This is a genomic window from Pseudoruegeria sp. SHC-113 (genome assembly GCF_025376885.1).
GTDB lineage: Bacteria > Pseudomonadota > Alphaproteobacteria > Rhodobacterales > Rhodobacteraceae > Pseudoruegeria.
The window spans coordinates 148377-162928 of record NZ_JAHUBR010000004.1 but is presented as its reverse complement, the minus strand read 5'-3'; the positions used below and the strand labels follow the sequence as shown (position 1 = coordinate 162928).

Below are 14552 nucleotides of genomic sequence, written 5' to 3'. Positions count from 1 at the left end.
TTTCCGGTCAGAAGATGGGGCCCCACTTTGTTCGTAAAAATATCTCGGGGGAGGCGCCGAAGGCGGCGGGGGCAGAGCCCCCCTGACCGGTCAGGATTTCAGAATACGGCGGATCATGTTTTCATGGATCCGATCAAGCTTCTCCTGCGGAAATTCCGGGTGCGCCGTCTGCCAGTCGGGCACATGGTTCAGCAGCGCGAGGATCGCGTCGGCGATCAGGGCTTCGTCGGGCACCTGAAACGCATCCGCCTCGCGGCCCTGCGCGAGAAGCTCCATCAGGTGTCTTCGATAGCCGGCTTCGAAAGCCCCGACGATGGCGGCGTAGTCGCCTTCCAAAGCGCGGGCCTCGTTTTGAACAAGCCGCGCGGCGTCCGGATTGGCGCGGGTTAGCGCGAGGTGGCCCTGCACGAACCCCTTGATCCGCGCATTGGGGCTGTCTTCGGTGGAGAGCGGCGCGAGCGCGTCCTGCCGGGCCTGCAGGAACGCCGTCATCAGGCTGAACAGCAGTGTTTGCTTGTCCTTGGTGTGCAGGTAGATCGCCCCGGCCTGAACCCCGGCTTCCCCTGCGATCTGGCGCATGGAGACGGCGTCATAGCCCTGTTCGGCAAAGAGCCTGAGGGCGGCGGCGTGAATGCGTGCGCCGGTTTCGGCGGCGCTGGTTCCGGTTTTGCGTGCCATGGCGCCAGTGTAACTGAACGAGCGTTTTACACAAGACCTCCTGCCCCGGCGACACCCGCCTTGCCGCGCGTTTCCTGCGCGCCTATGGTCGCCGCACCTCGCTGCGAAAGCCTGCCATGCGCAAACGCCACCTCCCTGCCGCCCTCACGGCCTGCCTGCTTCTTGCGGGCTGTTTCAGCTCGCCGGAGATCGAGGGCTTGAGCGATGTGGCCCCAGTGGATGCGCCCTTCCCGGAGCTAGCGCCGGCCAGTGCGCTGCCCCCGCCCGCAACCGACCCGGAGCGCGGCCTGCGCGAGGCCCAGGCGCTGGAAAACCGCGCCGCCGCCCTGCGCGCCCGCGCCGATGCTCTGAGCGCCCAGCGCCCCTGACACACGTCAGCTATGCGCACCCTGCGCGCCGCGTTGCAAGCCTGCGTGATTCCCGCTAACAGAGCGCGACCAATTCACGGACGGAGACCCCCATGACCCAGCCCCTGCGCCTAGGAATCGCCGGCCTCGGGACCGTCGGTGTCGGTGTCGTCAAGATCGTGCGCCAGAAGGCGGCGCTGCTTGAGGCCCGCACCGGACGGCCGATCGAGATCACGGCGGTGAGCGCTCGCAGCCGCAAGAAGGATCGCGGGGTGCCCCTGGACGGCTTCGCATGGGAAGACGATCCGGTGAAGCTCGCCCAGCGCGACGACATCGATGTCTTCGTCGAATTGATGGGCGGCGAGAACGGGCCCGCGAAGGCCTCCATCGAGGCTGCCATTGCTGCTGGCAAGGACGTTGTCACCGCCAACAAGGCGCTGCTCGCGATCCACGGCCAAAACCTGGCCGAAGCCGCCGAGGCCGCCGGCCATGTGATCCGGTTCGAGGCCGCCGTCGCCGGGGGCATCCCGGTGGTGAAGGCGCTCACCGAAGGGCTTGCCGGCAACGAGATCACCCGTGTGATGGGTGTGATGAACGGCACCTGCAACTACATCCTCACCCGCATGGAAAGCGCCGGGCTCTCCTATGAGGAGGTCTTCAAGGAAGCCAGCGATCTGGGCTATCTCGAAGCCGATCCGACGCTGGACGTGGGTGGCATCGACGCGGGCCACAAGCTGGCGCTGCTGGCCTCAATTGCCTTCGGCACCAAGGTCGATTTCGACGCCATGCGCCTTGAAGGCATCGAGCGCATCACCAGCGAAGACATCGCCGCCGCCGCCGACATGGAGTACAAGATCAAGCTTCTGGGCGTGGCGCAGATGACGGGGCGCGGCCTTGTGCAACGGATGACCCCCTGCCTCGTGCCCGACACTTCCCCGCTGGGCCAGCTGCAGAACGCCACCAACATGGTGGTGATCGAGGGCGACAGCGTCGGCCAGATCGTGCTGCGCGGTGCCGGTGCGGGCGAAGGCCCCACCGCTTCGGCCGTGATGTCGGACGTGCTGGACATCGCGCGCGGCATCCGTGTGTCCACCTTCGGCCAGCCCGCCGCCAGCCTGACCCCGGCCAAGATCGCCGAGATCAGCGTGCCCGCCCCCTACTACCTGCGCCTCAAGCTGCAGGACAAGCCGGGCGCGCTGGCGAAAGTTGCCTCGGTCTTGGGCGAGAACGGCATCTCCATCGACCGGATGCGCCAATACGGCCATGCGGATACGATGGCCCCCGTGCTGATCGTCACCCACAAGACAGACCGCCACGCGCTCGACAATGCGCTGGAAGAATTCGCAAAAACCGGCGTCGTGGCCGGGGAACCTGTGGCGATCCGTATCGAAACCGTATGACGGCTTGCCCGGCGTGGCCCCGCGGGCTATGCCGGGATCGGCCCACATCAAGTTTCAGGATTGCATTCCATGCCCGATACCATTGAATTTTATGACCGCATGCTGTCGCTCGGCCTTGCGCGCGTGTCCGAAGCCGCCGCCATTGCCTCTGCCGATCTGGTTGGCCGTGGCGACGAGAAGGCCGCCGATCAGGCCGCCGTCAACGCCATGCGCAACCAGCTCAACCTGCTCGACATCGCCGGCGTCGTGGTGATCGGCGAAGGCGAGCGCGACGAGGCACCGATGCTGTTCATCGGCGAGGAAGTGGGTACCGGCAACGGCCCCGCCGTGGACATCGCGCTGGATCCGCTCGAAGGCACCACGCTTACCGCGAAAGACATGCCCAACGCGCTCACCGTGATCGCCATGGCCCCGCGCGGCACGCTGCTGCACGCGCCGGATGTCTATATGGACAAGCTGGCCATCGGCCCGGGCTATCCGAAAGACGTCGTATCGCTGGACATGAGCCCGGCGGAACGCGTTCGCGCTTTGGCCAAGGCCAAGGGCTGCGACGCCGATGACATCACCGTCTGTATCCTTGAGCGCCCCCGCCATGACGAGCTGATCGCCGAGGTGCGCTCCACCGGGGCCGCGATCCGCCTGATCACCGATGGCGACGTGGCCGGTGTGATCCACTGCGCCGAGGCAGAAAAGACCGGCATCGACATGTACATGGGCTCCGGCGGCGCGCCCGAGGGCGTGCTCGCGGCTTCCGCGCTGAAATGCATGGGTGGCCAGATGTGGGGCCGTCTGCTGTTCCGCAACGACGACGAACGTGGCCGTGCCGCCAAGGCCGGGATAACCGATCTGGATCGCATCTACGCGCGCGACGATCTGGTGACGCAGGACGTGATCTTTGCCGCCACCGGCGTGACGGATGGCTCCATCGTGTCGGGCCTTAAGCGTGAGCCCAAGGCGCTGACCACCGAGACCATCCTGATGCGGTCCAAAACCGGCTCCGTGCGCCGGATGACCTATCGCAACCCGATCAAGTAACGGGTGCGATGCAGGGCTTGCTTCTGATCGACTTCCAGCGGGGCTTTGAAAGCCCCGTCTGGGGTGCGCGGAACAATCCCGAAGCCGAAGAGCGGGCCGCGCGGCTGCTGAGCCATTGGCGCAGCCTAAGCCTGCCCCTCTTCCACGTCCGCCATATCAGCACCGAGCCCGGCAGCCCCTTGGGGCCGGGCACGGGCGGCACCGAGTTCATCCCGGCGCTGGCCCCTCTGGCGGGCGAGCCTGTTTACGAGAAATCGGTAAACTCCGCCTTTATCGGCACCTCGCTTGAAGCCGATCTGCGCGCCGCGGGCGTGGAAGATTTGGTGATCTGCGGGCTGACAACACCCCATTGCGTCTCCACTTCCTGCCGGATGGCGGGCAACTACGGCTTTCGCGTCACGCTGGCCCATGACGCCTGCGCCGCCTTCGCGGCCAATGCCAACACCGGTTGGGACAGACGCCTTGCCCCGATGGACCCGGAAGCGATCCACGCCGCCGCGGTCTCCCACCTGCATGGCGAATTCGTCACCGCGCACAGCGTGGCAGAGATCCTGGCGGGCTGATGGCGTTTCTCGGGGTCGAAAGCTCGCTCACCGGGCGGCACTGGCAGGGGCTCGGGCCGGAGCAGGAACGACAGGCCGAAGCCATGGCGCAAGGAACGCGCCTGCCGCTGCCGCTCTGCCGCACGCTCGCGCGCCTTGGCGTGCCCACGGACGAGGCCGAGCGCTATCTGGCCCCTGCCCTGCGTGATCTGCTGCCCGATCCTCATTCGCTGAAAGACATGGAGCCCGCTGCCGCGCGCTTCCTGAAGGCGGTGAAAGAGGGCCAGCGCATTGCCATCTTTGCCGATTACGATGTAGACGGCGGCGCGTCCGCCGCGCTGCTGATCTGCTGGCTGCGCGCCATGGGCCGCCCGGCCACGCTCTATATCCCCGACCGCATCGACGAAGGCTATGGCCCCAACGACGCCGCCATGGCCGAACTGGCCGCGCATCACGATCTGATTGTTTGCGTCGACTGCGGCACGCTCTCCCATGGGCCGATCGAGGCCGCAAAGGGCGCCGATGTGATCGTGCTGGACCACCACCTCGGCGGCGAAACCCTGCCCGCCGCCTGCGCCGTGGTGAACCCGAACCGGCAGGACGAAAGCGGCGATCTGGCCCATCTCTGCGCGGCAGGCGTCGTGTTCCTGATGCTGGTGGAAGCCAACCGCCAGCTGCGCAGTGAAGGCGTGCAGGGGCCGGACCTGATGGCGATGCTTGATCTTGTGGCGCTGGCCACCGTCGCCGATGTCGCCCCGCTGATCGGGGTGAACCGCGCGCTGGTGCGGCAGGGGCTCGTCGTGATGGCGCGCCGCCAGCGCCCCGGCCTCGTGGCGCTCGCGGATGTCTCGCGGATGGACACCGCGCCGAGCAGCTATCACCTCGGCTTCCTGCTGGGGCCACGCGTGAACGCGGGCGGGCGCATCGGCGCGGCCGATCTGGGCGCGCGGCTGCTGGCCACAGATGATCCGCACGAAGCCCGCGCACTGGCGGATCGGCTGGACGAGTTGAACACCGAGCGCCGCGACATCGAGGCCGCCGTGCGCGCACAAGCCATGGAACAGGCCGAGGCGCGGGGCTTTGATGCGCCGCTCGTCTGGGCCGCTGGCGAAGGCTGGCACCCCGGCGTCGTCGGCATCGTCGCCTCCCGCCTGAAGGAGGCCACCAACCGCCCCGCCGTGGTCATCGGGCTTGAGGGCAGCGAGGGCAAGGGCTCGGGCCGCTCGATTGCGGGCGTCGATCTGGGCGCATCGATCCAGCGGGTGGCCGCCGAGGGGCTGCTGATCAAGGGCGGCGGGCACAAGATGGCCGCCGGGCTGACCGTCGAGGAAGACAAGCTGGAGCCCGCCATGGCGCGGCTTGCCGAATTGCTGGACAAGCAAGGCGCAGGCAGCGCCGGCCCCGCCGATCTGCGGCTCGACGGGCTTCTGATGACAGGCGCCGCCACCGTGGAGCTGGTGGAGCAGATCGAGGCCGCAGGCCCCTTCGGCGCGGGCGCGCCGGGGCCGCGTTATGCCTTCGCCGATCAGGCCATCCATTTCGCCAAGCGCATCGGCGAGAGCCACCTGAAAATCACCTTCTCCGATGGCATCGGCCCCCGCCTTGAAGCCATCTGCTTCGGCGCCTTCGACACCGCCCTCGGCCCCGCGCTGGAGGCCCACAACGGCGCGCGGTTCCACCTTGCGGGGCGGATCGAGATCAACACATGGAACGGCCAGAGCAAGGTCCAGCTGCGGCTGGAAGACGCCGCGCCAGCCTAGGCGCGCCAGCCCACAAGGGCCTGCGCCCGGAGGCTAAGAATTTCGCTTTCGAGGCCAAAGAATCGCTTGCAGACAGGCTTCGCATTTCCTAAATAGCGCTCCACGCGGCAAGGCTGCTCCGTTCGTCTATCGGTTAGGACGCCAGGTTTTCAACCTGGAAAGAGGGGTTCGATTCCCCTACGGAGTACCACCCGCGCTTTCCCCGCCTTCAGAACACCAGCGCCCAAAGGATCGGGAGCAGCAGCGCCGTGGCCAGAGCGTTGAGCCCCATGGCGAGGCCGGAAAAGGCTCCGGCAGCCTCGGAATCCTGCAACGCGCGTGCGGTGCCAATGCCGTGGCTCGCGGTGCCAAGCGCAAGGCCGCGCGCTTCGGGAGAGCGGATGCGCAGCAGATCCAGCATCAGCGGGCCGAACATTGCGCCAGTGATCCCTGTCGCCAGCACCAGAACCGCGGTGAGCGAAGGCACGCCGCCGATCTGCTCGGCGATGCCCATCGCCACAGGGGCCGTCACCGATTTCGGCGCGAGCGACGCCACCAGCGCCTCATTCGCCCCCATCACATGGCCGATCGCCACGGCGGCGACCACCGCGCTTGCGGAGCCCGCGAGCAGGCTTGCAGCAAGCGCCAGCGCGGAGCGGCGCACCAGCGCGAATTGGCGGTACAGCGGCACCGCGAGCGCCACCGTGGCCGGGCCGAGCAGGAAATGCACGAACTGCGCGCCTTCAAAATAGACGGCATAATCGGTGCCCGTCAGCAGCAGCACCGCCACCACGATCCCGACGCCGATCATCACCGGGTTCAGCAGCGGTGTGCCGCCAAAACGGCGGCTCAGCACGTCGCCCGCCTGAAAGGCGATCAGGGTGAGCGTCAGGTGAAACAGCGGCGTTGCGCTGAGGTAGACCCAGCTGTCCGTCAGCCCGCCCATCACGCGCCCTCGCCCGGCTTGCGACGCGCAAACAGCGCCATCAGCCCGCCGGTGACGGCAATGGCCAGCAGGGTGGAAAGCACCAGCGAGACGGTCACGGGCACCAGCCCCTCCCCCAGCAGGCGCAGGTGCAGCACGACGCCCGCACCGGCCGGCACGAAGAGCAGCGAGAGGTTCTGCAGAAGCCCGCGCGCCACCACGTCCAGCCCCTGCGGCACGGATTTGCGCCAGAGCAGGAAGGCAAAGAGCAGGACCATCCCCGCCACCGGCCCGGGAATCGGCAGGCCAAGGCCACGCATCAGCAGCTCGCCAAGGAACTGGCAGCTGAAAATCAGGGTCAAGTAAGCCAGCATAGTGCCTCCGGGTGTCTGCGGCATGTCGGAGCCGGGCCGCCGCGCCCGGCCCGCTGAGCCTAGGCGCGCGCGGTGACGGCATGCAAGGGGCGCTCTTGCGCCCAAGAAGGCCAAAAGCCCTGATCTTTTTGTGGAATTTGCCCTGCCCATCGGCTTAAATCGCACCAAAGCCATCCTGCCGCGCCAGCGCGGCCCGAAATCATCCCAATCCCGGAGGCCCGCCCCCATGCGCCCGAAGACGTTCCACGCGATTGCCGCGCTTTCCCTCAGTGCGCTGGTGCTAGCGGCCTGCAACGAAGAAGACACCGCCGCGCCGGCTGCGGCGACGCCGAAAGTCTCGGTCGCGGCGGCCTATCAGGAAGACATCACCGAAGAGGCCGTGTTCATCGGCAAGGTCGAGGCCATCGACAGCGTGGACGTGATGGCCCGCGTGCAGGGCTACCTGCGCGATGTGCTGGTGGAAGAAGGCACCAATATCGCCGCCAACACGCCCCTTTTCACCATCGAGAAAGAGGCCTACGAAGCCGCCGTGGCCGCGCGCGAGGCCGATCTGGCGAGCGCCAAGGCAAACCTCGAACTGGCCAACATCGAATTGGACCGCAAGCAACAGCTCGTGGCCAAGGGCACCTCGCCGGAAAGCGAGCTGGACATTGCCCGCGCCAATGCCGCCGTGGCCGAAGCCTCGATCAAGGCCGCCGAAGCGGCGCTGGATCAGGCCAAGCTGGATCTGAGCTACACCGATGTGGCCGCGCCCTTCGAAGGGCGGATTGGCCGTGTGGCCGCGAGCGTCGGCGATCTGGTCGGCCCCTCCAGCGGCCCGCTGGTGACGGTCGTGAGTCAGGCGCCGATGTATGTGAGCTTCTCGCTCAACGAAAAGCAGCTGGCCGATGTGCTTCAGGCGCTGGACACCCACGCTGGCGGGCTGGCTGATTCCGAGCGCTCGCCGGATGTCTTCGTGGATCTGCCCAATGGGCAACGCCTTGAGGAAACCGGCCGCATCGCCTTTGCCGACAACCGCATCGATCCCACCACCGGGAGCATCTCGATCCGGGCGGAATTTGCCAATGAGACCAAGATGCTGGTCGATGGGGCCTTCGTGCATGTCCACATTCAGGCGCTGGAACCCGAGACCCGCGTGCTGGTGCCGCAGGCCGCCGTGCAACGTGACCAGAAGGGCGATTTCGTGCTTCTGGTGAACCAGCAGGGCGTGGTCGAGCAGCGCTACATCACCATCAACGGCCAGCATGAAACCGGCTACATCGTGGAAGACGGCATCCAGCTTGGCGAAAGCGTGATCGTGGAAGGGCTGCAGCGCGTGCGCGCGGGCGTGGAAGTGGAAGCGGTTCAGGCCGGGGCTGCCCCGGAAGCCGCACCCGCTGAAGGCGAAGCCGCCACGACCGACGAGGGCTGAGCCGATGTTCTCCTCGATCTTCATTTCCCGCCCCAAGACAGCGCTCGTAATCTCGCTGGTGCTGTCGATCATGGGCTTCATCTCCTACAGCGTGCTGCCGGTGGAACAGTTCCCCGACATCACGCCGCCGGTGGTGAACGTCTCCGCCAACTACTCCGGTGCTTCTGCTGATACCGTGGAAAACACCGTCGCCGCGCCGATCGAGGCACAGGTGAACGGGGTGGACGACATGCTCTACATGTCGTCGGACAGTTCCGACAGCGGCTCCTACTCGCTCAACGTAACCTTCGAAGTGGGCACCGATCCGGACATCGCTTCGGTGAACGTGCAGAACCGCGTGGCGCAGGCCATGGCGAGCCTGCCCTCTGAGGTGACGCAGCGCGGGGTGGTGACGCAGAAATCCTCCACCAACATGCTGCTCACGGCAGTGCTGTTTTCGCCCAATGGCACCTATGACGAGGTGTTCCTCTCCAACTACGCCTCCATCAACCTGAAAGACGCGCTGGCGCGGGTGAACGGCGTCGGCAAGGCCGAGGTGATGACGGATTTCGCTTATGCAATGCGCATCTGGCTGGACCCGGACCGCATGGCGAGCCTGTCGATGTCGGTGGGCGATGTGATCAACGCGATCCGCGAGCAGAACCTCGAAGTCTCGGCAGGCCAGATCGGCACGCCGCCGGTGCCCGGCGATCAGCAGTTCCAATACACGATCAAGGCGCAGGGGCGGCTGGTTTCAGCCAGCGAGTTTGAAAACATCGTGCTGCGTACCGGCGATGATGGTGCGATTGTCACCGTTTCCGACATCGCTCGCGTGGAACTGGGCGCAAGCTACTACAACGCCTCGGGCCGCTTCTCGGGCAAGGCCGCCACGGTGCTGTCCGTCTATCAGGCCCCGGGCGCGAACGCTTTGGCCGTGTCTGAAGCCGTGCTGGCCGAGTTGGAACGGCTCAGCCGTGTCTTCCCGGACGACGTGGAATACCAGGTGCCCTTCAACACCACCGACTACGTGGAGCAATCCCTGAACGACGTTGTCACCACGCTGATGATGACCTTCGCGCTGGTGATGGCGGTTGTGTTCATCTTTCTAGGCAACCTGCGGGCCACGATGGTGCCGATGCTGGCGATCCCGGTGTCGCTGATCGGCACCTTCGCCTTCCTGCTGGCCTTCGGCATGTCGCTCAACACGATCTCGCTCTTCGCACTGGTGCTGGCCATCGGCATCGTGGTGGATGACGCCATCGTGGTGGTGGAGAACGTGGAGCGGATCATGGCCGAGGAAGGGCTTCCGCCGCCCGAGGCCACCCGCAAGGCCATGGTGCAGATCACCGGCCCCGTGATTGCCACGACGCTGGTGCTGCTGGCCGTCTTCGTGCCGGTGACCTTCATGCCCGGCATCACCGGGCGGCTTTATTCGCAGTTCGCCGTCACCATCTCGGTGGCCGTGCTGATCTCCTCGATCAACGCGCTGACGCTCTCGCCCGCCATGTGCGCGCTGGTGCTCAAGCCCCGCTCCGGCCCGCCGCGCGGGATGTTTGCGCTGTTTGAGAACGTGATCGGCGGGGTTCGCAACGGCTATGTGGCCATCGTCACCCGCTTCGTGCGCGTCGCGCTGCTGAGCCTCGTCGTGCTGGGCGGCATCGTGCTGGCCGCGGGCGGCATGCTGCGCTCCACCCCGGCGGGCTTCCTGCCGCTGGAGGACAACGGCTATCTCTTCGTCGACATCCAGCTGCCCGACGCCGCCTCGCTGGCGCGCACGCAGGTCGTCTCGGACCGGATCACCGAACAGGTGCTCGAAGTGCCGGGTGTGACGGAAAACGTCGTCGTGAACGGCTTCTCGCTGCTCAACGGCGCAGGCTCCAACGGCGCGCTGATGATCGTGACGCTGGACAACTGGGATCTGCGCCAGACGCCGGAGCTTTCGGCCAATGGCGTGCTGGCCCAGATCCTCGCCATCGCCAATCAGGAGGCGGCGGCGAGCATCGTGGCCTTCAACCCGCCGCCGATCCCCGGCTTGGGCATGAGCGCCGGCGTCGAGATGAAGGTGCAGCAAACCGCCGGTGGCACGCCGCAGGATCTGTCTGCAGTGCTGGGCGGCTTCGTCTACGCGATCAACCAGCGCCCGGAGCTTGGGCAGGGCTACACCACCTTCCGGGCAAACGTGCCGCAGGTCTTCGTGGACCTGGACCGTGAGAAGGCCAAATCGCTGCAGGTGCCGGTGTCGGAAGTCTTCCAGACGATGCAGGCGCAGCTTGGCTCCTACTACGTGAACGATTTCAACCTCTTTGGCCGCGTCTACCGCGTGATGCTTCAGGCGGAAGGCAGCTACCGCGATCAGGTGGAGGACATCGGCAATCTCTACGTACGCTCCACCACGGGCGCGATGGTGCCGCTGGGCACGCTGGTGAATGTGGAAAACATCCTCGGGCCCACCACGCTGAACCGCTTCAACCTGTTCCGCTCCGCCACCGTGACGGGCGTTCCGGCGGCGGGCATGGCCACGGGCGACGTGATCACCGCGATGGAGGAAGAAGCCGCCACGGCGCTGCCGCCGGGCTACGCCTTCGAGTGGACAGGCACCGCCCAACAGCAACAGGAAAGCGCCGGCATGGTGCAGGTGATCCTGCTTCTGGCGGTTGTCTTCGGCTATCTCTTCCTCGTGGCGCAATACGAGAGCTGGTCGATGCCGCTGGCCATCCTGCTCTCGGTGATCGTGGCCCTGTTCGGGGCGGTCTTGGCGGTGTTCCTCACCAATGGGGACATCAACCTCTACACCCAGATCGGGATGATCATGCTGATCGGGCTCGGGGCGAAGAACGCGATCCTGATCGTGGAATTCGCGATGGAGCTCAGGGCCTCGGGCAAGTCGATCCGCGAGGCGGCGACAACGGCAGCGCATATGCGCTTCCGCGCCGTGATGATGACAGCGCTCTCCTTCCTCCTCGGCGTCGTGCCGCTGATGACAGCCTCCGGCGCGGGCGCGGCCAGCCAGCGGGCGATCGGCTATGCGGTGTTTGGTGGGATGCTGATGGCGACGGTTGTGGGCGTTATCCTGATACCTGTGCTATACGTGGTGATGCAGATCCTGCGGGAGCGGCTGAAAGGCACCTATAACGGGGCCGATACGCCGCTTGAACGCCCGGCAGGTGAAGATACCCCACCGCCGGAGGACACCCCGCCCCCGGCGGGCGCACCGCAGGAGGGATAATCCGGCGGACAGGATGAAACGCAGGCGGGGCGCTCCGGATCGGAGCGCCCCTTCGCATTCCAAGCCCTTCGAGCAGTTTGACAACGATCAACACACGGAAGGGACAGACCATGAAGAAAACCATCGCAAGCGCCGCGCTCGCAGCCGCGCTTTTCCCCCATGTCAGCCCGGCGGAAACCCCTGCGGAACGCGGCGCTTATCTGGTGCGCGGCATCGCCGGCTGCGGCAACTGCCACACGCCCTTTGGCGCAGAAGGCCCCGACATGGGAAAGGAACTTGCCGGGCGGTTGGTGGAGCAGAACGAGATGTTCACCGCCGTCGCCCCCAACATCACTCCGGCCGGGCGCATTGCCGATTGGAGCGATGCAGAGCTCGCCCGCGCCATCCGCGAAGGCATCCGCCCCGACGGCAGCCTGATCGGCCCGCCGATGCCCTACGCCATGTACCGCGGCCTCGGCGATGAGGATCTCGCTGCCATCGTCGCCTTCCTGCGCAGCCTGCCGGCGGTGGAAAACGAGGTCCCGGCCTCGACCTACAACATCCCGCTGCCCCCGGCCTACGGCCCGCCCGTGGAAAGCGTCAGCGCGCCCGCGAAGGGCGAAACCGTGGAATATGGGGCCTATCTCGCCGGCCCCGTGGCCCATTGCATGGAATGCCACACGCCGTTGGGTCCACAAGGCCCGCTTCTGGAAACCGATCTGGGTCGGGGCGGCTTTGAATTCCACGGGCCGTGGGGCACCTCGGTCGCCTCCAATATCACCAGTCACGAAGACGGGCTGGCGGGCTACTCCGATGACGAGATGAAAGCGATGATCACCAAGGGCATGCGCCCGGACGGAAACCCGATGATGCCGCCGATGCCCTACGGCTACCTGGCGCAGATGGACGAAACCGATCTCAACGCCATCGTGCTCTACCTGCGCAGCCTGCCGCCGCTGCCCGACGCCTGACGCCTGGCGCTTGCCCCCTTGCGCCCACGGCCTGCGCCCCTATCCTCCCGGTGAAACTCCGGGAGGCTCCTTCATGCGCATTTTCTTCACCGGCGGCTCGGGCAAGGCCGGCCGCCACGCCATCGCCCATCTTCTCGAAAAGGGCCACCGCGTCGTCAACGCCGACCGCGTGCCGCTGGATCTGCCCGGCGTGGACAACCTGACCGTCGAGTTGACCGACAGCGGGCAGGTCTTCAACGCGCTCACCTCGCTGGCCGATTTCGACGAGTTGGACGCCCCCGACGTGCCGCGTTTTGATGCCGTGGTACATTTCGCCGCCGTGCCGCGCATCCTGATCCAGCCCGACAACGTCACCTTCGCCGACAACGCGCTCTCCACCTACAACGTGCTGGAAGCCGCCACCAAGCTCGGGATCCCCAAGGTGATCTTCGCCTCGTCTGAAACGACCTATGGCATCTGCTTCGCCCAGGGCGAGAAAAAGCCCGACTACCTGCCGGTGGATGAAGAGCACCCCACCGTGCCCCACGACAGCTACGCCATGTCCAAGATCGCCAATGAGGCCTGCGCCCGCAGCTTTCAGGCCCGCTCCGGGCTGGATATCTACGGGCTGCGGATCAACAACGTGATCGAGCCCCACGAATACGAAACGATGTTCCCGGCCTTCGTGAACGACCCCGCGCTGCGCCGCCGCAACATCTTCGCCTATATCGACGCCCGCGATCTTGGCCATATGGTGGAGCGCTGCCTGCACACCGACGGCCTCGGCTATGAGGTCTTTAATGTCGCCAACCCCGATCTCTCGGTGGCGATCAGCAACGCGGATGTCCGCGCCCGCTTTTACGAGGGCGTGCCGGTGAAGCGGGAGATGGGCGAAACGGAAACCTTCTACAGCATCGAGAAAGCCAAACGCCTCCTCGGCTTCGCCCCGCAGCACAGCTGGCGGGACGCGCTCAAACCCTGATCTTCCTCTCGCCCAAAATACCTCGGGAGCGCGAGGGCAGCGCCCTCGCATCAACCCTCAGACCGCCGCCACCGCCTGCGCCGCCATCTCCAGAATGGCCGCGCGCGAGCGCGCCACGGCGATGAAACGGGCGTTGTGGCAGAACACCGCGCCTGCCACGTCTGTTGCCGCCTCAAGTTCCGCCCCGTTCAATCCGGCCCAGGCCTCCGGCAGCTCAGCGCGGTTTTCAAAGGTGTTGCCGCCTTTTCGGATCGTGGTCAGCGCCCAGTCGCCCCCATCGCGCGGGTGCACGACGAAGAGCAGATGATCGGCGCCTGCCGCCTCCACCGCCGCCCGGAAGGGCATGCCCATGGGCAGTTCCAGAACCCGCGCTTCGCCTGCGGCATGGATCGCCGCCGTCACCAAAGCCTCCGCCCGGCACTTCGCCGCGCGCTGCACAACGGCGGCCTCCACAAAAGCCCGCGCCACGGTGAGTGCGGCGTGGAAGGCCGCGTCATCAGCCCCCGCCTCGCGCGCATCGAAGGGCGGCTTCAGCGTCTCCAGAAGGCTCGGCAGCGTCAGCCCCGCCAGCATCCCGGCGCTCGAGGGCTCCAACGCGCCATTGTCCACCAGATCGATCGGCAGAACGAAACCCTTGTCCATCGCCTCATGCACCGTTGCGACATCGCTCTCCGGCACCGAAAGCGCGCGCAAGTAACCCGTGCCGTACTGCGCCCAGATCAGCCCGAAAGAGCTGTACGGCTGCCCGTCGGCACGCAAAGGATTGGGCCGCTGGTGATGGTCAAAAATCCGCAGCTCCGGATTATAGGCCCGGCCCACATCGTATATGATCCGCCCCTCCGCGGGCACCGTCCAGGCCTCCTCCCGGCTGCGCACCAGCGCGGCCTGCGGAAACAGCCGGGTCAGAACCACGGAAGACAAAAGCTCGTCGGCGTGAAACCCTCCGGAATGGGTCACAAGATGGGTGATGGTCATGATCTGTCAG

Annotated in this window: 13 protein-coding genes and 1 tRNA gene; 10 read left to right on the top strand and 4 right to left on the bottom strand. The window is 66.3% G+C overall.

The annotated features are described in order from the left end of the window. Positions 1 to 90: 90 nt before the first annotated feature. The gene (locus tag KVX96_RS18265) at positions 91 to 678 is read right to left on the bottom strand and encodes a TetR/AcrR family transcriptional regulator (RefSeq protein ID WP_261196247.1); all 588 of its coding nucleotides are present in this window, start codon (positions 676 to 678) and stop codon (positions 91 to 93) included. Between the two features lie 116 nt (positions 679 to 794). Between KVX96_RS18265 and KVX96_RS18260 the strand changes: the two genes are divergently transcribed. From KVX96_RS18260 to KVX96_RS18235, 6 genes are all read left to right on the top strand, one after another. Continuing rightward, positions 795 to 1046, top strand: a complete 252-nt coding sequence (locus KVX96_RS18260) for a hypothetical protein (protein WP_261196246.1) — start codon at positions 795 to 797, stop codon at positions 1044 to 1046. 92 nt (positions 1047 to 1138) lie between these two features. Continuing rightward, entirely contained in the window at positions 1139 to 2425 is a 1287-nt protein-coding gene (locus KVX96_RS18255) for a homoserine dehydrogenase (RefSeq protein WP_261196245.1), read from the top strand. Positions 2426 to 2494: 69 nt separating this feature from the next. Continuing rightward, positions 2495 to 3460, top strand: a complete 966-nt coding sequence (gene glpX / locus KVX96_RS18250; RefSeq protein ID WP_261196244.1) for a class II fructose-bisphosphatase — start codon at positions 2495 to 2497, stop codon at positions 3458 to 3460. 8 nt (positions 3461 to 3468) lie between these two features. Next, positions 3469 to 4023 (top strand): cysteine hydrolase family protein, encoded by a 555-nt coding sequence (locus KVX96_RS18245; protein ID WP_261196243.1) that lies wholly within the window; start codon positions 3469 to 3471, stop codon positions 4021 to 4023. Then, a complete protein-coding gene (gene recJ, locus KVX96_RS18240; protein WP_261196242.1) occupies positions 4023 to 5762 on the top strand; it encodes a single-stranded-DNA-specific exonuclease RecJ in 1740 nt (579 codons plus the stop codon). The genes KVX96_RS18245 and recJ overlap by 1 nt, the downstream gene beginning before the upstream one ends. 115 nt (positions 5763 to 5877) lie before the next feature. Next, positions 5878 to 5952, top strand: a tRNA-Glu gene (locus KVX96_RS18235). 18 nt (positions 5953 to 5970) lie between these two features. Here the strand turns inward: KVX96_RS18235 and KVX96_RS18230 are convergent. Continuing rightward, positions 5971 to 6687 (bottom strand): LrgB family protein, encoded by a 717-nt coding sequence (locus KVX96_RS18230; RefSeq protein ID WP_261196241.1) that lies wholly within the window; start codon positions 6685 to 6687, stop codon positions 5971 to 5973. Further along, positions 6687 to 7028 (bottom strand): CidA/LrgA family protein, encoded by a 342-nt coding sequence (locus KVX96_RS18225; protein WP_261196240.1) that lies wholly within the window; start codon positions 7026 to 7028, stop codon positions 6687 to 6689. The genes KVX96_RS18230 and KVX96_RS18225 overlap by 1 nt, the downstream gene beginning before the upstream one ends. A 238-nt stretch (positions 7029 to 7266) precedes the next feature. On the opposite strand from KVX96_RS18225, the gene KVX96_RS18220 reads away from it, so the two are divergent. The 4 genes from KVX96_RS18220 (at position 7267) to KVX96_RS18205 (ending at position 13567) form a co-directional block, all read left to right on the top strand. Further along, positions 7267 to 8451: an efflux RND transporter periplasmic adaptor subunit gene (locus KVX96_RS18220; protein WP_261196239.1), complete on the top strand. Its 1185-nt coding sequence runs from the start codon at positions 7267 to 7269 to the stop codon at positions 8449 to 8451. 4 nt (positions 8452 to 8455) lie between these two features. Then, entirely contained in the window at positions 8456 to 11656 is a 3201-nt protein-coding gene (locus tag KVX96_RS18215; protein WP_261196238.1) for an efflux RND transporter permease subunit, read from the top strand. Between the two features lie 110 nt (positions 11657 to 11766). Further along, entirely contained in the window at positions 11767 to 12606 is an 840-nt protein-coding gene (locus tag KVX96_RS18210; RefSeq protein WP_261196237.1) for a cytochrome c, read from the top strand. Between the two features lie 73 nt (positions 12607 to 12679). Further along, positions 12680 to 13567: an NAD-dependent epimerase/dehydratase family protein gene (locus KVX96_RS18205; protein ID WP_261196236.1), complete on the top strand. Its 888-nt coding sequence runs from the start codon at positions 12680 to 12682 to the stop codon at positions 13565 to 13567. 57 nt (positions 13568 to 13624) lie between these two features. Here the strand turns inward: KVX96_RS18205 and KVX96_RS18200 are convergent, their stop codons facing one another. Beyond that, on the bottom strand, positions 13625 to 14542 hold the full coding sequence (locus KVX96_RS18200; RefSeq protein ID WP_261196235.1) for an MYG1 family protein: 918 nt from the start codon (positions 14540 to 14542) through the stop codon (positions 13625 to 13627). Positions 14543 to 14552 lie beyond the last annotated feature (10 nt).